Below are 19677 nucleotides of genomic sequence, written 5' to 3'. Positions count from 1 at the left end.
TTTAGAAGGTTAGTAAATCGGTTAGTATTGTAAACATAGAGTACCGCTAGGTACTGTTTTATAAGGTTTATAGAAAGTGGTTCGAATCCCTCTTTGATCCCCAATAAAAATTATTCCAACCGTAAGAGTTCCAACTATATCTGTTCCATCTGTTGTTCATGCTCCAATACGGATCGTTCCAACCATTATTCCAATATGGATCTATATTGTTGTCTACATAAATATTTACATTAGGGTTTGAATTGTTGTTGGAAGCCGAACCAGTATTAATATAGTTTTGATAGCTAGCATTTGGATTGATGTCACTGTGTTGTGAAATAATTTGATAATTATTAGGTTCGTTTATTTCAATATTACTCAATCCGTTAACACGATTCATCTCTTCCGAGAAAACAGTATTAGGTACATGTACAGGTTCTTCATAAATACCATCATAATATGTGTAGTATTGACTACTGCTACATGAGGTGTATATAAATGCAATACAACCTAGCAATAGGTATTTTATCCAACCATTATATAGAACTTTTAGGGTATTCATAATACTTGTGTTTTTATTGTTGAACAATGCAAAAAATAGTAGTTTTGCTCCTTGTAGGTATTAGTGCCTTTATTATAATAAAATTACAACTTTTGTGCCAAAAAAATATATATGGGGTCAAAATTAACAAGTAGGAGTGCGGATTACTCAAAGTGGTATAATGAATTGGTTGTAAAGGCCGATTTAGCTGAGAATTCGGCAGTTAGAGGATGTATGGTAATTAAACCTTACGGGTATGCTATATGGGAGATGATGCAGAAAGAGTTAGATAGAATGTTTAAGGAAACAGGTCATGAAAATGCCTACTTTCCGTTATTTGTTCCTAAAAGTTTATTCGAGGCCGAAGAAAAAAATGCAGAAGGTTTTGCAAAAGAATGTGCGGTCGTAACACACTATCGTTTAAAAGCAGATCCGGAAAATCCAGGAAAGTTAATTGTAGATCCAAATGCCAAGTTAGAAGAAGAATTAGTCGTTCGTCCAACCAGTGAGGCAATTATTTGGAATACTTATAAAGGATGGGTACAATCTTATAGAGATTTACCTATTAAAATAAACCAATGGGCAAATGTTGTGCGTTGGGAAATGAGAACAAGACTGTTTTTAAGAACAGCGGAATTTTTGTGGCAAGAAGGTCATACAGCACACGCAACCAAACAAGAAGCCGTTGTTGAGTCTGAATTGATGCAGCAAGTATATGCAGATTTTGCACAAAATTTTATGGCAATGCCTGTGATTAAAGGAGTGAAATCAGAAAGTGAAAGATTCGCTGGAGCAGATGATACTTATACTATTGAGGCTTTAATGCAAGATGGAAAAGCTTTACAAGCAGGAACTTCTCATTTTTTAGGTCAGAACTTTGCAAAAGCTTTTGATGTAAAATATACTTCTAAAGAAGGAAGACAAGAATATGTATGGTCTACTTCTTGGGGGGTGTCTACTCGTTTGATGGGAGGATTAATCATGACACATTCTGATGACTTAGGATTGGTGTTGCCTCCAAAATTAGCGCCTATTCAAGTCGCAATTGTACCTATTTATAAGACAGAAGAGCAGTTACAAGCAATTACAGATAAAGTAAATATAATTGCTGATGAATTAAAAGCAAAGGGAATCTCTGTAAAGTTTGATAATAGAGATACACACAAGCCAGGATGGAAGTTTGCAGAGTATGAGCTAAAAGGTGTACCAGTAAGAATTGCGATAGGAGCTAGAGATTTAGAAAATGGTACTTTAGAAATCGCAAGGAGAGATACTTTAGAAAAACAAAGTGTTCAACAGTCTGAGGCTGTAGATGTGATTGAACAGTTGTTAAAAGCCATTCAAGAGAACTTGTGGAATAGGGCATTGGAGTATAGAGATAATCATATTACGTTTGTAGAAACTTTTGAAGAATTTAAAGAAATAATAGAAAATAAAGGTGGTTTTGTAGCAGCACATTGGGATGGTACTGAAGCCACTGAAGAGAAGATAAAAGAACTAACGAAAGCAACAATTCGTTGTATTCCTTTGGAATTCAAGGAAGAAGAAGGGTTTTGTGTGTTTACAGGAAAGCCTTCTGGTAAGCGAGTTTTATTTGCAAAAGCTTACTAATAAAAAAACTTTAAAAAAGTTTTAGAAAAACTTTGTGATATTACAAAACGTGTGTATATTTGCAACCGCTAAAGCAAAAAGCAATAGCTTTTAGACTTAAAGCAATGGTCCGTTCGTCTAGGGGTTAGGACGCATGGTTTTCATCCATGTAACAGGGGTTCGATTCCCCTACGGACTACAATTTTTTTTGAATAAGATAACAAATTAATAAGATGGCAAATCATAAGTCAGCATTAAAGAGAATAAGAAGTAACAGCGCTAAGCAGGTAAGAAATAAATACCAGCACAAGACAACTAGAAATGCTGTTAGAGCTTTACGTAACATTACAGACAAGACTGAGGCTGAAGGGCAATTGTCTAAAGTTGTAGGTATGTTACAAAAGTTAGCTAAAAATAATATTATTCACAAGAATAAAGCAGCTAACTTACAGTCTAAATTGACTAAGCACGTAGCTTCTTTATAAGAATCAAATAATGGTCCGTTCGTCTAGGGGTTAGGACGCATGGTTTTCATCCATGTAACAGGGGTTCGATTCCCCTACGGACTACTAAAGCCTTACTGATATATCAGTAAGGCTTTTTTGGCGTTTTTTATATTTAAATAATATGTAGCGCTTGATTCATAAAGAAAAAACGTTCTTTTACTGACTACTGACTACTGACTACTGACTACTGACTACTACTAATTGCTACTCCCCTTTATATTCCTTAATATTGTTCTTTAGTAAAAAATAGATGGTGGATAAAAAGTACGTAATTGGACTCATGTCTGGGACTTCTTTAGATGGAGTGGATTTGGTGTATGCTGAATTTACAGGACTACAGAATTTTAAAATTTTAGAGGCAGAGACCATTCCGTATACAGAGTATTGGTGTCAAAAGCTAAAAAACATCGCTTCTAATCTAAGAGGGTCGAAAGAGTTAAAAGCATTAGATGTCGAGTTGGGGTTTTATTTTGGAGAATTATTATTGAGTTTTATCAATCGTAATAAAGTCAAAAAAGTTGACTTGATAGCTTCTCATGGACATACGGTACATCATCAACCTGAAATAGGATATACTTTACAAATAGGTGATGGAGAGGAGATTTATAGAAAGACCAAGATCAAAACAATTTATAATTTTAGAGAACAAGATGTTTTATTGGGGGGGCAAGGAGCTCCCTTGGTGCCTATTGGTGATCAGTTATTGTTTTCTGAGTATGATTATTGTTTAAATTTGGGAGGTTTTTCAAATGTGTCTTATGATGAAAATGGTGTAAGGAAAGCATTTGATATTTGCCCAGTGAATACAGTATTAAATTTTTATGCCAATCAATTGGGCTTTGAATATGATAAAAATGGTGAATTTTCTAAACAAGGAGTTTTAAATGAAATTCTTTTTTCTGAACTAAATCAATTGGCTTTTTATAAATTTTCAACTCCTAAATCTCTAGGGGTGGAGTTTTTAAAAAAAGAAATATATCCTTTATTGGATAAACACAAAGTTTCTGTAGTAGACGTGATGAGAACCTTTGTGGAGCACGTGGCATATCAGTTAACTAATAAATTAAAAAAAGGGGCTGTGTTGGTTACGGGTGGTGGAGCGTATCATTCTTTTTTAATATCAAGAATGCAACAGTTGAATCCTAGTTTAATTTTAATCATTCCTTCTAAAGAAATTGTTGAGTATAAAGAAGCTTTGGTGTTTGGATTATTGGGTTTATTAAAAAATCAAGGATTGGTAAATTGTTTGGCAAGTGTTACAGGAGCTGAAAAAGACCATGCTTCTGGTGTTATTTGTGCCGAATAAATTTTTATATGAATTAATCAAACCTATGTTAGAATCCTTGTTAAATATTTGTAAAATTAATTAAGCTTTGTTAAATAATTGTTGTTTTGAAGGAATTACTGAATTTTTAACAAGTATAAATACCTAGTAAAACTATTAAAATGTTATTTTAGCTTTCGAAATTTTAAAATACTATATAAAATGAAATATTTTCTAGGGTCTAGCCCTAAGTGGTTCAAGCTTGTAATGATATTTTTCTTGTTGATAAATATTCCAATTTCAATCTTCGCTCCTCATGTGGGTGCATGGTTATTTATTGGGGAGTTTATTTTTACGTTGGCAATGGCTTTAAAATGTTATCCTCTTCAATCTGGAGGATTGTTAGCAATAGAGATCATTGTTTTAGGGTTAACTTCACCAGAGAAGGCATATCATGAAGTTGATCAAAATTTAGAAGTTTTATTATTATTGGTATTCATGGTAGCGGGAATCTATTTTATGAAACCTTTATTGATGTATATTTTCAGTAAAATTTTTACTAAAATAAAATCAAAAATAATATTGTCTTTATTGTTTGTTTTTTTGGCGGCCTTATTGTCGGCTTTCTTAGATGCTTTAACGGTAACAGCAGTATTGATTAGTGTAGCAGTTGGGTTTTATGGTATTTATCACAAGATTCACTCAAACTTTAGTGATTACAACGGTGATGGTATTATAGATAAAGATGAATTAAGCGGAGAAACTTTAGAGCAATTTAGAAGTTTCTTAAGAAGTTTAATCATGCACGGAGTCGTAGGTACTGCTTTAGGAGGTGTTTGTACCTTAGTAGGTGAGCCTCAAAACTTATTAATTGGAGAAAGGTTAGGATCTGATTTTGTTGAGTTTTTTATACACATGGCACCTATTACCATGCCAGTATTGGTTTGTGGTTTGTTAACAACTGTACTTTTAGAAGTTACAGGAGCATTTGGTTTTGGAGCAAAATTACCTAGAATAGCTGATCAAATTATACAAGGGTATGCCAAAGAGGAAGATGCAAAAAGAACTGCAAAAGAAAAGTATGCTTTAGTAGTACAAGGAACAGCTGCAATATTATTAATTGCTGGTTTGGCTTTACACATTGCTCCGGTAGGATTGATTGGTTTGGCTTTAATTATTTTACAAACGGCGTTCATGGGAATTATTGATGAACACCAAATAGGACATGCTTTTGAAGAAGCCTTGCCTTTTACAGGTTTGTTAGTGGTTTTCTTTGTAGTGGTGGCAATGATTCACGATCAGCACTTATTCTCTCCAATTGTACATTGGGCATTAGAGCAAAGTCCTGAATCTCAACCAGGATTGTTCTATATAGCAAACGGAGTGTTGTCTGCAATTAGTGATAACGTATTTGTGGCAACAGTTTACATTAGTGAAGTGGAGCAGGCATTTAAGTCTGGAGCGATTTCTAGAGAACATTTTGAACACTTAGCAATTGCAATTAATACAGGAACAAATTTACCGAGTGTGGCAACACCAAATGGACAAGCGGCATTTTTGTTTTTATTAACTTCTGCATTGGCACCATTAATCAATCTTTCGTACGGTACGATGGTAAAAATGGCTTTGCCTTATACAATTGTATTGGGAGGAGTTGGGTACATCATGGTGAGAGTTGTGTTGTAAGTCTAGGACTTAAAATATCAAAAAGGAATCTTAGAAATAAGGTTCCTTTTTTTGTTTATGGAGATGCAATAATAAATTGTATTTTCGTTACATAAATAAGTATTTATAATTATGATTCAGAATCAAGAAGAAGTTTTGCCAGTAGTAGAGGCTAGTCAAGAAAAAACCATATCAATTGTTCAGTTAATTATGGATGGTGGTATTGGTGGACAAATTATCATGGGAATTTTATTTGTCTTATTAGTGGTAGCGGTTTACATATATATTGAAAGGTTTTTAGCGATTAAAGCAGCTAATAAGGTTGATAAAAATTTTATGAACCAAATTAGGGAGCAAATTAGTGCAGGGAATATAGAAGCAGCTAAAATGTTATGCGCTAAGGTAGATTTACCAGTAGCGAATTTGGTTCAAAAAGGAATTTCTAGGATAGGGAAGCCTTTAGAAGACATCAATACGGCTATTGAAAATGCTGGAAAACTAGAGATTTACAAATTAGAGAAAAATGTAAGTGTATTGGCTACCATTTCGGGAGCAGCACCTATGATAGGGTTTTTAGGAACTGTAATTGGAATGATTGTTTCTATTCACGAAATTGCCAATGCTGGTGGACAAATAGATATTAAAATGTTATCTGATGGTTTGTATACTGCAATGACAACGACCGTAGGAGGATTAATTGTAGGGATTATTTCCTATATCTCATACAATCATTTAGTGGTGAGAACAGATAAGGTAATTTACCATATGGAAGCTACTTCTGTAGAGTTTTTAGATTTATTAAACGAACCTGTGTAAGTGATTTTATATTTGGTTACTGGGGGGCATCGAGCGGAGTTGAAGTTGAATCAATAATGGTCATCGAGCGGAGTCGAGATGGGAAATAAACATAGGAAAAAGCAAGTGAAACCTTGAGCGAACAATGTCACTTCGAGTGAATTTCAAAACGTAGTGTAAAATTTGTATCGAGAATAAGTAAAAAGAGGTTACAACGAACATATGCAAACTTAAAACTAGAGATTCTTAGTAATAAAAAAATAAGAAATATTGAATGAAAACTCCGACATAAACAGTTGTTGCGTAAAATCACAAGAGAAATTTGCGTAAAAATAAAAGTTGTTTGAGCCCGATGTTTCACCGGGAGAGTTCTTTTATTTTTACGCAAATGAACTTAGAGATTTAGCAATGTTTGTGAAGTCTTGACATTTTGTTTCGTTTGTACTTGTACTGAGCTTGTCGAAGTATCAAGAAAAAGTAATAAAGTAAAGAGTAACAGAAGTGATGGAGTTTAAGCTTTTAGCAAGCAATAAAAAACGAGAATCAAACAACGAATAACAGAAATATGAACATCAGAAGTAGAAATAAAGTAAGTGCAGATTTTAACATGTCATCTATGACAGATATCGTTTTTTTATTGCTAATATTCTTCATGTTAGCATCTACTTTGGTAACGGTAAATGCCATTGATGTTTTATTACCAAAAGCAGGTGGAAAAACAGAGAACAAAGGGGTAATATCTGTTTCTATTTCCAAAGAAGGAGATTACTATATTGATGCAGATAAAGTAGCATTCAATCAACTAGAGAATTCTTTATTAACAAAAATGTCATCAACCAAAGAAGGTTCTTTGGTGATTAGAGGGGATCAAGAATCTCCGTATAAAAATATCATGCAAGTCATTGATATTGCGAATAGAAATAAAATCAAAATGATTTTAGCCGTAAAAGGTCAATAAATGATGATGTTTACAACTACATATCAAAAAAAATCTGCAATCATAACCGCCATCATCATGGCGATAGTGGTGTTTTTGATGTTTTTCTGTGGGTTGAGGTATTTAGATCCTCCAGAAGAATATGGAGTGGCTATTAATTTTGGAACATCTGACTTTGGTTCTGGGCCTCCAAAATTGAATGAAAGTATTCAATCTAACCCAACACCAAGTCAGGCAGAACCTGTAACGGAAAAAGTTGAGAGTAGTGCAGTAGCAGAAAAAGTAATCACTCAGGCAGATGCAGAAGCTCCAGTAATAAAACCTAAGGAGAAAAAGGTAGTAAATACAGTCAAAGCTCCAGAGAAAAAAGTAGAAGAAAAAAAGGTTGAGAAGCCTGTAGAGAAAAAAGTTCCCACGCCAACCAAGGAAACTCAGAATGCCTTGAATAGTTTGTTCGGAAATCCATCAAAAGGAGAAGTGGTAGAAGGAGAAGGAGATGATTCGGGACAAGGGGTGAAAGGAAGTGCTTCGGGAGATCCTAATAGCGATAAGTATTATGGAAATGATGGTTTAGGAGGAGATGGGAATTACTTGTTAAAAGGTAGGCGAGCTTTGTCTAAACCTATAAGAAAACCTGATTGTAATGAAGAAGGAATTGTGGTGGTAAGAATTGAGGTAGATACCAATGGTAAAGTAATTAGCGCTGTGCCTGGGGTAAAAGGAACCACCAATAACAGTCCTTGTTTGTTAGAGCCTGCAAAAAAAGCAGCCATGGCAACCCAATGGAATCCTGATGGAAATGCACCAAATAAGCAAGTGGGCTTAATCCGTTATAAATTTATTCTTTCTGAATAAGTGACTACACAAACATGCAATAGTTACTGAAAACTTAATACTCAGTACTCAATATGAATTATCAAGAAACCTTAGATTGGTTGTTTAGCCAATTGCCAATGTACCAAAAAGACGGTGCAAAGGCTTATAAAAAAGATTTATCAAATACACTTTTGTTGATGGATTACCTAGGGAATCCAGAGCAGCACATAAAGGCCATTCATGTAGCAGGAACCAACGGAAAAGGCTCAACCAGTCATATGTTGGCTTCTGTACTCCAAGAACAAGGATATCAAGTAGGGTTGTATACCTCTCCTCACTTAATTGATTTTAGAGAACGTATTAAAATTAATGGAAAAGAAATAGCAGAAGAATATATTGTTGATTTTGTAGCCAAGCACAAAAGTTTTTTTGAACAAAACGCCTTGTCTTTTTTTGAAATGACTGTAGGTTTGTCTTTTGAGTATTTTAAAGATGCTCATGTAGATTATGTAGTACTGGAAACAGGAATGGGAGGACGATTAGATTCTACTAATGTAGTAATACCCTTGGTGTCAGTAATCACCAATATAGGATTAGATCATACTCAGTTTTTGGGAACTACCTTACCTGTCATCGCTAAAGAAAAAGGAGGAATCATCAAACAGAATAGACCGGTGGTAATAGGGGAATACCACGAAGAAACTTTTGCTGTCTTTCAAGAAACTGCCAATCAAAAAAACGCTCCATTGTTCAAAGCTTTTGATTTGGAAGCTGTTGTTTATGATTGTGAATTAAAAGGAATTTATCAAAAACACAATCTAAAAACGGTTATTCAGACCATAGAAGTTCTAAAAACTTTAGGAATAAAGATTACTGATGGTTCTATTGAGAATGGATTGTCAAAAGTCATTCAGAATACAGGTTTGTTAGGAAGATATCAAATAGTACAAGAAGCTCCTAAGCTTATTTGTGATACAGGTCACAACAAAGAAGGTATTTCTTTGGTAGTGTCTCAGTTGTTAGCTGAAGATTTTGAGATATTGCACATTGTTTTTGGAGTCGTTGATGATAAAGATTTAAGTAGTGTTTTACCGCTATTGCCAAAACAAGCAGCATATTATTTTACCAGACCATCCATTGCTAGAGGATTGTCTCAAGAAAAATTAAAAGCATCTGCACAAGAACATCAATTGATAGGTGAAAGTTATGCTACAGTGGAAAAAGCCGTAAATGAAGTATTGTCCAATGCCAACCCAAAAGACCTAATATATGTAGGAGGAAGTACTTTTGTAGTCGCAGATTATTTAAGTTTACCAACTACTAATAACGACTCAAACTTATCACATAGAAATAATATAATTTAAATTCTGACATACACAGTTATTGCATAAAAATAAAAGCTGTTTGAGTCCAATGTTTCATCGGGGGAGTTCTTTTGTTTTCGGTTATGAGATTAGAATGTTAACGATGTTCTTTTTAGAGTATTGATTTTTGCATACTTTGTGTCAAGACAAAGTATGAGAATTAAAAAAGAATAGTGATTGTTTGTTTATTTGGTAGGCAGTTCTTTATTTCTCACTTCTCACTTCTCACTTCTCACTACTCACTATTCCCTTTCATTATGAACTTCCCTAAATAGAGTTGATTGATATTAAAGGTTAATTTAGTTGTTAAAAATAGTGGATGTTTATTTGGCATCATAAATACATCCCTAATATTTGCAGAGAACTCTCTTAAAAAATTTTAGGCTGTTTGAGTGTGATGCAAAGAATAATTTGTAGTGATAAAGTATCCACGAGTTCCTAAAATTTAAGAGAGGAACAAAAAATATAGGAAGTATTTATGCAGCCTAGATTTTTTTGGTTCGTTTTTTCATCGATAGAAAAAATGAACAAACCAAGTTGCATTGAGATATTATGTTTTAATATGAGATTTTGTATCATCGACCAAAACTCCTAAAATCTTTCACTACTCACCAAACAATTTAACCAAAACCTAATATCAAAGCAGTGAACCTAAAAAACAATATCATATATTTGTTTTACAATTAATTCTTATATGAAAATTTTAGTTACTGGGGCAGCAGGATTTATAGGATATCACTTAACAGATTTGTTATTAAGTAGAGGTCATCAGGTGGTGGGAATTGATAATATCAATGATTATTATGATGTAAATCTTAAATATGCTCGACTAAATCAACTAGGAATTGATAGGGAATTGGCTTCGGAGTTTGGAAAGGAATCAATTTCAAATAAAAACGAAAACTTCAAATTTATCAGAGTAAATTTAGAAGATAGAGAAGCGATCAATCAGCTTTTTGAAAACGAAAAATTTGAAGTAGTATGTAACTTAGCAGCTCAAGCAGGGGTGCGATACAGTATTGAAAATCCACATGCTTATGTAGAAAGTAATATTGTAGGGTACGTTAATTTGTTAGAGGCTTGTAGAAATAATAAAGTAAAGCATTTGGTGTACGCAAGTAGTTCAAGTGTATATGGTTTAAATGCTAAAATTCCTTTTTCTGTAGATGATAGCGTAGATACGCCAATTAGTTTGTATGCAGCATCAAAGAAGAGTAATGAGTTAATGGCACATACGTATTCTCATTTGTTTGGTTTTGCAACTACTGGATTACGTTTTTTTACGGTGTATGGACCATGGGGAAGACCAGATATGGCGGCTTATCTGTTTGCAGAAGGAATTAGAAAGAATCAACCCATTAAAGTCTTTAATCATGGAAATATGGAGCGTGATTTTACCTATGTGGGAGATATTGTACAAGGGGTGATGAGAATTATTGAAGGAGAGGTACAGACAAGGAAAGAAAAAGGAGAGCTGTATAAGGTTTACAATATTGGAAATAATAATGCTGTAAAATTAACAGACTATATTGGTAATATTGAGAAAAACTTGGGCAAAAAAGCTGAAAAAATCATGCTAGATATGCAGCCAGGAGATGTGGTTAAAACATGGGCAGATGTATCAGTTTTAATTCAAGATTATAATTACAGTCCAAATACTTCAGTAGAAGAGGGTGTGAAAAAATTTATTGATTGGTATAAAGAATATAATAACTTAACATAAAAACAATGCTATGGGAAAAATTATCAATGTTGTATTAAGTGGAGGGGTAGGATCTAGATTGTGGCCTATTTCAAGACAAAAAAGTCCAAAACAATTTTTACAAATTTTTGAAGGAAAATCTTTATTTCAATATACCGTATTGAGAAATAAAAAATTGGTGGATGATTATATGTTGGTGACCAATGAAAGTCAGTTAACGATGGCTGTCAATCAATCGAAAGAATTAGGGGTAAAGATTGATAAAAAAATCATTGAATCAGTAGGAAGAAACACGGCTCCGGCAATCACATTAGCGGCTTTGAGTTTGGCTCCAGAGGATATTATGTTTATTACGCCTTCAGATCATATGATTGGTGATGAGAAAGAGTATAAGTTAGCGGTGAAAAATGCTATCAGATTAGCCAAAGAAGGAAATATTGTAACGTTTGGAATTCAGCCTTTAAAACCTGAAACAGGTTATGGATATATTGAATATGATGCAGAGGATGTAAAGTCTTTTAGAGAAAAACCGAACCAAGATTTGGCGATTAAATACATTCGTTCTGGAAATTTTTGTTGGAACAGCGGAATGTTTTGTTTCAAGGCATCTGTGTTTTTAGAAGAAATAAAAGAATATCAGCCGGATATATATGATACTTCTGTAGCGGCTTATGCAAATAGTCAAGATGGATTTGTCGCAAAGGATGATATGGAGAAAATACCAGAAGATAGTATTGATTTTGCGGTTTTAGAAAAGTCTAGAATCATCAAGATGGTAAAATCTCATTTCATCTGGTCAGATTTAGGATCTTTTGATTCATTGATTTCGTATGCCAAAGATTTTCAAAATGATGAGTTGTTTCAAATGATGAAAGGAGAAAATATTGTAAATTCTTATGCCATGTGTTCAAAACCAGTCTATGCAACAAGAGGAATTGATCATATTGTGTTAATAGAGGCAGAAGATTGTATTTTACTGATTACCAAAGATAAAAGTGAAGAGGTGAAACAGATACGTGAGTTTGCTGGATGTGCGGATAAAAATTTATTGTAATTTTTTAATAATAAGTGTTTGAGAATTGAAATAAAGTTCTATATTTGCACCCGCTAAGGGCAATTAGCTCAGTTGGTTCAGAGCACCTCGTTTACACCGAGGGGGTCGGGGGTTCGAATCCCTCATTGCCCACCAAAGGTTTCCTTAATACCTTCAAAAAAAATAGGGCAATTAGCTCAGTTGGTTCAGAGCACCTCGTTTACACCGAGGGGGTCGGGGGTTCGAATCCCTCATTGCCCACCATAAAAACCTATCCAATATCGGATAGGTTTTTTTATTTTGGACTTAGTTTATGTAGCTTTTGAATAGATGCTAATGTGGTATTGTGAATAAATAAGCATTCATTGTCTAGTTTGTTTACCTGCAGTTCTTTATTTTTCACTACTCACTTTTCATAAGAATAGTTTTATTCGTTTATGGTCTTTTTCTATATTTGAAGGATTAATAAAAAGTGTTTAACGGTTACGGGCAATCGACCCCCAAACCTCGATAATTGAATAACGAAAAACGAAACTCGAGTAAAAATGTCGGTTCGAGTGAATTTCGTGTCGTAGAGAAGAAATTAGTATCGAGAACAGATAAGTACAAATAATAACCAACAACGGAACAACGACAATCGAACAACGAATATTGAATTATGAAAAAAAAATTCGCCTTAATTGGAGCTGCGGGATATATCGCTCCAAGACATTTAAAAGCAATCAAAGATACAGAGAATGTTTTGTTAGCGGCCTTAGATAAAAATGATAGTGTAGGGGTAATTGACTCTTATTTCCCAGAGGCTTCATTTTTTGTTGAGTTTGAAAGGTTTGATAGACATATAGAGAAATTAAAAAGAGAGCAGAATTTGCAGTTAGATTATGTAAGTATTTGCACACCTAATTATTTGCATGATGCACATATCAGAATGGCACTTAGGTCAGGAGCAAATGCCATTTGTGAAAAGCCATTGGTTTTAAATCCTTGGAATATTGATGCCTTGCAGGCGATTGAAAAAGAAACAGGTAAAAAAATATTTACCATTCTTCAACTAAGACATCATCAAGCAATTTTAGAATTAAAAAAGAAGGTTGAAGAAGCTCCAAAGGACAAGGTTTTTGAGGTAGATTTAACCTATTTAACTTCTAGAGGAAAATGGTATTATGCTTCTTGGAAAGGGGAGCAATCAAAATCAGGAGGAATTGCTTCTAATATTGGAGTACATTTTTTTGATATGTTAGGATGGGTGTTTGGTGACTTAAAAGAAAACTTGGTGTATGAACATACTCATGATAGAGCATCAGGTTATTTGGTTTTTGAAAAAGCCAAAGTAAAATGGTTTTTATCTATCAATTATGACTTAATTCCAGAAGAAATTAAAGAAAAAGGGCAAAGAACATATAGGTCTATAACTGTAGATGGAGAAGAAGTAGAGTTTAGCGGTGGTTTTACAGAACTACACACAGAAAGTTATAAACACATTTTAGCGGATACAGGTTTTGGATTGGAAGATGCTAGGAAATCTATTGAAATTGTTCATGAAATAAGGAATGCTGAAATGAAAATACCGGTGGAGGATCAGGTTCATGCTTTGTTTTATAAAGCGAAATCGAAACATCCTTTTGCGTAGTACTACTTATTTTTTTTGTCAGTTTTATGAATAATACTTAGTTCTGATGATATTTGTTATGAAGTTTTAATTTATATTTGTCCTTGAAAAAAAAGAAAGAAAAAGAATGAAAATAGGAGTGGTTGGTTTAGGATATGTAGGCTTGCCTTTGGCAAGACTTTTTTCGACCAAATATGCTACCATTGGTTTTGACATCAATCAACAAAGGGTGGCAGAATTAAACCAAGGGATAGATACCACTTTAGAAATAGACAAAGAAACATTACAAAAAGTTTTGTCAGAGGCTGTTTTAACCACCGAGAGCGAAAATGGACTTTTTTGTACTTCACAATTAAAAGATTTATCTACTTGTAATTTTTACATCATTACGGTTCCTACACCAGTAGATAAAAACAATCGACCTGTATTAATGCCTTTGATTAAAGCAAGTGAAGCCATTGGAAAGGTCTTGAAAAAACGAGATATTGTGGTCTATGAATCCACGGTATATCCTGGAGCTACGGAAGAAGATTGTATTCCTGTTTTAGAAAGAGTTTCAGGTTTAAAATTCAATCAAGATTTTTTTGCAGGTTATTCTCCTGAGAGAATAAATCCAGGGGACAAACTTCATACGGTAGATAAAATATTGAAGGTAACTTCAGGCTCTACACCTGAAATAGGACAGAAAATAGATGAGGTATATAAATCTGTAATTTCAGCAGGAACTCATTTAGCACCCACTATAAAAGTTGCAGAAGCAGCCAAAGTAATAGAAAACTCTCAAAGAGATATCAACATTGCATTTGTTAATGAATTGTCTAAGATATTTAATTTAATGAATATTGATACGGGGGATGTCTTAGCAGCAGCGAGTACTAAATGGAATTTTTTACCCTTCAGGCCTGGTTTGGTGGGAGGACATTGTATCGGAGTAGACCCATATTATTTAGCTCAAAAAGCACAGGAGTTTGGATATCACCCAGAGATTATTTTGGCTGGAAGAAGAATGAATGATAGCATGGGGGCTTATGTGTCGTCTCAAGTAGCAAAGTTGATGATTCAGAATGACTTAAAAATCAAAGGAGCAAAGGTTTTGGTATTAGGGATTACCTTTAAAGAAAATTGTCCGGATGTAAGAAATACCAAAGTGGTAGATGTGGTCAGAGAACTACAAGATTACGGAGTGTGTGTTGATATTTATGACCCTTTAGCAAATGGAAAAGAAGTTGAAAAAGAATATCAGTTAAAAACTTTAGAAAAAATTCCCGCTCAAAAATATGAAGCCATTGTTTTAGCAGTCGCTCATAGAGAATTATTGTCATTAAATTTGAGTGATTTTTTAATAGAAGAAGGGGTGGTTTACGATGTAAAAGGTGTGTTAAAAAAAGAACTGATACATGGTAAATTATAAAACGAAAATGACCAACGAAAAGCGAATGATCATGTCGGTTCGAGTGAATTTCGAAACAAAGTAGAGGAATTAGTATCGAGAACAGGTATAGAAATAAAAAAATAAATAAATAGACAACCGAGAACCGATCAACGAATCTCGAACAACGAATCTCGAACATCGGTCATCGAAAAACAAAAAAAATATGAACATTACAGTAGTAGGAACCGGATACGTAGGATTAGTTACAGGAACTTGTTTTTCTGAAATGGGAAACAAGGTGACTTGTATAGATATTGATCAAAAAAAGGTAGAAGCCTTAAAAAATGGAATCATCCCAATTTACGAACCAGGTTTAGAGCCTTTGGTAAAAAAGAACGTGGAACTAGGGAATCTTAGCTTTAGTACTGCTATCAAAGATGGTTTAGAGAACTCAGAAGTGGCATTTATAGCGGTAGGAACACCTATGGGAGATGATGGTTCTGCAGATTTACAATATGTATTAGCGGTGGCCAAGCAAATAGGAGAAGTAATGACCAAACCATTGGTGGTGATAGACAAATCTACGGTACCTATTGGAACAGCAGATAAGGTAAAGGCAACCATTAAAGAGGCTTTAGCTAAAAGAGGAGTAGATATTGAATTTCATGTAGTGTCCAATCCAGAGTTTTTGAAGGAGGGAGCAGCTGTAAATGATTTTATGAAGCCAGACCGTGTAGTGGTAGGGGCGGAAACAGAAGCGGCTTTTAAAGTCATGAGAAAATTATATGCAACCTTTACTCATAATCATGATCGTTTGATTGAAATGGATGTACGCTCTGCAGAAATGACAAAATATGCAGCCAATGCGATGTTAGCTACCAAAATTTCATTCATGAATGAAATTGCAAATATTTGTGAAAAAGTAGGAGCGGATGCTAATAAAGTAAGAATCGGTATAGGATCAGACAACAGAATTGGATATAGTTTTATTTACCCTGGAGCGGGATATGGTGGATCATGTTTTCCTAAAGATGTAAAAGCCTTAAAGAAAATAGCCGAAGAAAACGGTTACAAAGCCAAACTAATCACTTCTGTAGAAGAGGTGAATGATACTCAAAAGTTTGTGATTTCCAACAAAGTCATCGCAAGATTTGGAGAAGATTTATCAGGGTATACTTTTGGAATATGGGGATTGTCATTTAAGCCAGGAACAGATGATATGAGAGAAGCACCGGCTATTTATGTGATAAAAGAATTGGTAAAGCGTGGAGCAAAAGTAAAGGCTTATGATCCTAAAGCCATGCATGAAGCACAAGAGTTTTATTTAAAAGGAGTAGATAATTTGGATTATGTTACTTCTAAATACCAAGCCTTAGAAAACGCGGATGCCATGATTTTATTAACGGAATGGAAGGAGTTTAGATCTCCAGATTTTATGGAAATCAAGTCCTTATTAAAATCTCCTATAGTTTTTGATGGTAGAAACCAATACGGAGTATTTGAAATAGAAAAGGAAGGATTTGAATATTATCAAATAGGAAAAGCATAATCGAACATCGTACAAGGAATCCCGACCACGGATAACCGACTATCGAATAAAAATGTCAGTTCGAGTGAATTTCGTAACGTAGAGAAGAAATTAGTATCGAGAACAGATAATAGAAAAATGAAATATATTGATAAATCCAAGAAATAAATCCGAAAGTCTTGGAATTGCGTGCGGAGCAAAGAGCATGTAGAGACGGAAGGATTGTTACGCAGTAATTTCATAGGATTTATCTTGACTTTTTGGTTCGTTTTGTGTCAAGACAAAATGAACATAAAGGTTAAAAAATAAAACTGTCAATTCGAATGAATTTCACAAAGCAGATAAAAAAGTGAGTATCGAGAACAGATTAAGAAAAATAAATAATAAAAACGGATAACCAACAACTGATAACCGAAAATGATAAACTATCCAATAAAATTTACCCCAATTCTAAAAGATAAAATTTGGGGAGGTGAAAAATTAAAAACAGTACTAAATAAAGAAACTTCTTTAAACAATATTGGAGAAAGCTGGGAGTTATCTTCTGTGGATGGAGATATTTCTCAAGTGTCTAATGGAACACTTAAAGGACAATTATTAACACAGTTAATAGAGGAGTATAAAGGAGACTTGGTTGGGGAAAAGGTATATGAACAATTTGGAAATAAATTCCCTTTATTATTCAAATTCATAGATGCCAAGGAAAATTTATCCATACAATTACATCCAAATGATGAAATAGCAGCAAAATTGCACAATTCATTTGGGAAAACAGAAATGTGGTTTGTGATGGATACTGATGAGTCATCGGAGTTAAATATTGGTTTTTCTGAAAAAATGACTCCAGAAAAATATAAGCAAGCGATAGAAGAAAAAAAGATTCTAGAAAAACTAAACTTTGAAAAGGTACAAAAAGGAGATTCTTTTTTTATAAAAGAAGGACTAGTTCATGCTATTGGAGCAGGTTGTTTAATAGCCGAAATTCAACAAACTTCGGATATTACTTATCGTATTTATGATTGGGATCGTGTTGATGATCAAGGAAACGAAAGAGAATTGCATACCGAATTGGCTATTGATGCATTAGATTACAATGCAGTAGGGGCTAATAAGTGTGAATATAAAAAGGAGGAAAATACTCCTTCAAACGTAGCTTCATGTGAGTATTTCACAACAAATTATATCAAGATTAATGATTTGTATAGGAGAGACTTATCTACTATAACCTCATTTACGGTGTATATTTGTGTGGGGGGAGCAGGAACAATATCAATGGGAGCTGAAAACGAAACAATCAGAAGAGGGGAAACCATTTTAATTCCAGCAAATACAAAAGAAGTGATTGTAAACTCTAGTGAAATTGAATTGCTTGAAGTTTATATTAAATAAAGTAGAATAACTGATGATTTTTTAATAAAATATATATAATTTTAAAGATAATTTAATGGCTGTTCTTGAGTAGAGTTTCTCGTTTTAAAAATGTCTTAATAAAGAGGTAATTGTTTGTTGCATTACTATATAATTTAGAGTAAAAAATGTCTTTAAAACAACGAACTGTTTTAGGTGTTGGGTGGAGTATGGTTGAGAAATTTTCAACCTTATTTATACAATTGCTTTCAACGTTAATTATTGCAAGAAGTTTGAGTCCAGAAGATTTTGGTCTCATTGGGATGTTAACTGTTTTTGTTGGAATCGGTCAGGTCGTTTTAGATAGTGGTTTTGGTCAAGCTTTAATAAGAAAAGAAAAAACAACAACCCTAGATTATTCCTCAGTTTTTTATGTAAATATCCTTTTAGGGTTTGTTTTGTATATTATATTATATATATGTGCCCCTTTAATTGCTGATTTTTTCAATGCTCCAAAATTAGAAAATATATCAAAAATACTTTTTTTAATTTTTCCTATCAATGCTTTTGGATTGATACAGTTTACGATATTAAACAAAAGAGTTGATTTTAAGAGTTTGTCTAAGGTTACAATATTATCGGCAACTATTTCAGGACTGATAGGTATTTATGTTGCGATTACATATAAAACAGTTTGGTCTTTAGTTTTTCAAAATTTATTTTTTTTTATTTTAAGAACTATATTTTTATGGGTATTTAGTGCTTGGAGACCAGTTTTTATGTTCTCTTATCAGTCTATTAAAAGCATTAGTTCTTTTTCTTTTAATTTACTTCTAACAGGTTTGATTGGTAGTATATTTAATAATATGTACAACATTGTTATTGGTAAATTTTATAGCCCTTTAGAACTAGGCTATTACTCTCAGGCTGATAGATTTCAAAAAATTCCTTCAACGAGTATTACGGAGGTAATACAAAGAGTAACATTTCCAATCTTTTCAATGCTAAAAGAGGATAAAGTTAAATTAAGAGAATCTTTTTTAAAGGTAGTTGGAGTAACTTTCTTTATTGTTACACCAATAATGATTTACCTGATGATTGTTTCTGAAAATTTATTTGAAATATTATTAACTAGTAAGTGGAATAAAGCGGGAATATATTTTAAATATTTATGTTTTGTGGGAGTTTTGCTACCATTGAGTAGTTTAAGTCTAAATTTATTAACAGTTGAAGGAAGAGGAAGATTAATCCTGATATTGGAGTTAATTAGAAAGACAATGTTAATGCTCGTGTTACTGTTAACATTTCGTTTAAACATGATGGCGTTAATGTATGGGTTAGTTTTCTATTCAGTAGCTCAGTTAATTTTAAATTGTTATTACAGTTTTAAAACCATAGATTTAAGTTTTTTTATTTTTGTTAAGAAACTATTAACAACTGTTATTTCTGTTTCTACCTCAGGAACTATTATTTTTTGTATGTCATATTTAATAAATATTAACTCTAAAATAGGATTAGTTGTATTTCAGTTTTTTGTTTTTTTAAGCACATATCTTCTATGTTCAAAAGCACTAAAAATAGTTGCATTAGCTGAGATAATGGAAGTCGTTAAGGGTAAAATGAAATAAA

16 protein-coding genes and 4 tRNA genes are annotated in these 19677 nt (G+C 33.3%); 19 read left to right on the top strand and 1 reads right to left on the bottom strand.

All coding sequences use genetic code 11. The annotated features are described in order from the left end of the window. Positions 1–67: 67 nt before the first annotated feature. A complete protein-coding gene (locus BUB70_RS13935; protein WP_073122671.1) occupies positions 68–541 on the bottom strand; it encodes a hypothetical protein in 474 nt (157 codons plus the stop codon). A gap of 111 nt (positions 542–652) precedes the next feature. Here BUB70_RS13935 and proS point away from each other — a divergent pair, with 111 nt between their 5' ends. From proS to BUB70_RS13840, 19 genes are all read left to right on the top strand, one after another. Continuing rightward, complete coding sequence (gene proS, locus BUB70_RS13930; RefSeq protein WP_073122669.1) at positions 653–2131, top strand: proline--tRNA ligase; 1479 nt, start codon at positions 653–655, stop codon at positions 2129–2131. A 106-nt stretch (positions 2132–2237) separates the two neighbouring features. Beyond that, a tRNA-Glu gene (locus BUB70_RS13925) sits at positions 2238–2309 on the top strand. A gap of 34 nt (positions 2310–2343) precedes the next feature. After that, positions 2344–2595, top strand: coding sequence for a 30S ribosomal protein S20 (gene rpsT, locus BUB70_RS13920; protein ID WP_073122667.1), 252 nt, complete (start codon positions 2344–2346; stop codon positions 2593–2595). A gap of 12 nt (positions 2596–2607) precedes the next feature. Beyond that, positions 2608–2679, top strand: a tRNA-Glu gene (locus tag BUB70_RS13915). 187 nt (positions 2680–2866) lie between these two features. Then, the gene (locus BUB70_RS13910) at positions 2867–3922 is read left to right on the top strand and encodes an anhydro-N-acetylmuramic acid kinase (protein WP_073122665.1); all 1056 of its coding nucleotides are present in this window, start codon (positions 2867–2869) and stop codon (positions 3920–3922) included. Between the two features lie 180 nt (positions 3923–4102). After that, the gene (nhaB, locus tag BUB70_RS13905) at positions 4103–5566 is read left to right on the top strand and encodes a sodium/proton antiporter NhaB (protein WP_073122663.1); all 1464 of its coding nucleotides are present in this window, start codon (positions 4103–4105) and stop codon (positions 5564–5566) included. Between the two features lie 111 nt (positions 5567–5677). Continuing rightward, positions 5678–6361 (top strand): MotA/TolQ/ExbB proton channel family protein, encoded by a 684-nt coding sequence (locus tag BUB70_RS13900; RefSeq protein WP_073122661.1) that lies wholly within the window; start codon positions 5678–5680, stop codon positions 6359–6361. A gap of 544 nt (positions 6362–6905) precedes the next feature. Then, complete coding sequence (locus BUB70_RS13895; protein ID WP_073122660.1) at positions 6906–7298, top strand: ExbD/TolR family protein; 393 nt, start codon at positions 6906–6908, stop codon at positions 7296–7298. A gap of 6 nt (positions 7299–7304) precedes the next feature. Further along, a complete protein-coding gene (locus BUB70_RS13890; protein ID WP_084730299.1) occupies positions 7305–8132 on the top strand; it encodes an energy transducer TonB in 828 nt (275 codons plus the stop codon). 53 nt (positions 8133–8185) lie between these two features. Next, positions 8186–9457 carry a bifunctional folylpolyglutamate synthase/dihydrofolate synthase gene (locus BUB70_RS13885; protein ID WP_073122656.1) on the top strand — a complete coding sequence of 424 codons (1272 nt, stop codon included), beginning with the start codon at positions 8186–8188 and terminating at the stop codon, positions 9455–9457. Positions 9458–10151: 694 nt separating this feature from the next. Then, on the top strand, positions 10152–11180 hold the full coding sequence (locus tag BUB70_RS13880) for an NAD-dependent epimerase (protein ID WP_073122655.1): 1029 nt from the start codon (positions 10152–10154) through the stop codon (positions 11178–11180). Between the two features lie 10 nt (positions 11181–11190). Beyond that, positions 11191–12213, top strand: a complete 1023-nt coding sequence (locus BUB70_RS13875) for a mannose-1-phosphate guanylyltransferase (RefSeq protein ID WP_073122653.1) — start codon at positions 11191–11193, stop codon at positions 12211–12213. Between the two features lie 57 nt (positions 12214–12270). Next, positions 12271–12348 (top strand) — tRNA-Val (locus BUB70_RS13870). A gap of 30 nt (positions 12349–12378) precedes the next feature. Further along, positions 12379–12456: transfer RNA gene (locus tag BUB70_RS13865), tRNA-Val, on the top strand. 394 nt (positions 12457–12850) lie between these two features. Continuing rightward, positions 12851–13822: a Gfo/Idh/MocA family protein gene (locus BUB70_RS13860; protein ID WP_073122652.1), complete on the top strand. Its 972-nt coding sequence runs from the start codon at positions 12851–12853 to the stop codon at positions 13820–13822. A gap of 106 nt (positions 13823–13928) precedes the next feature. Continuing rightward, positions 13929–15212, top strand: coding sequence for a nucleotide sugar dehydrogenase (locus BUB70_RS13855; protein WP_073122650.1), 1284 nt, complete (start codon positions 13929–13931; stop codon positions 15210–15212). Positions 15213–15396: 184 nt separating this feature from the next. After that, positions 15397–16722, top strand: coding sequence for a UDP-glucose dehydrogenase family protein (locus BUB70_RS13850; RefSeq protein WP_073122649.1), 1326 nt, complete (start codon positions 15397–15399; stop codon positions 16720–16722). A 396-nt stretch (positions 16723–17118) separates the two neighbouring features. Beyond that, the gene (locus tag BUB70_RS13845; RefSeq protein WP_073122648.1) at positions 17119–18090 is read left to right on the top strand and encodes a type I phosphomannose isomerase catalytic subunit; all 972 of its coding nucleotides are present in this window, start codon (positions 17119–17121) and stop codon (positions 18088–18090) included. Between the two features lie 146 nt (positions 18091–18236). Then, positions 18237–19676 carry a lipopolysaccharide biosynthesis protein gene (locus BUB70_RS13840; RefSeq protein ID WP_073122646.1) on the top strand — a complete coding sequence of 480 codons (1440 nt, stop codon included), beginning with the start codon at positions 18237–18239 and terminating at the stop codon, positions 19674–19676. The last annotated feature ends 1 nt before the right edge of the window (position 19677 follow it).

The sequence above is a fragment of the Wenyingzhuangia marina genome, from assembly GCF_900130035.1.
GTDB lineage: Bacteria > Bacteroidota > Bacteroidia > Flavobacteriales > Flavobacteriaceae > Wenyingzhuangia > Wenyingzhuangia marina.
This window is presented reverse-complemented; position numbering and strand designations above follow the sequence as displayed.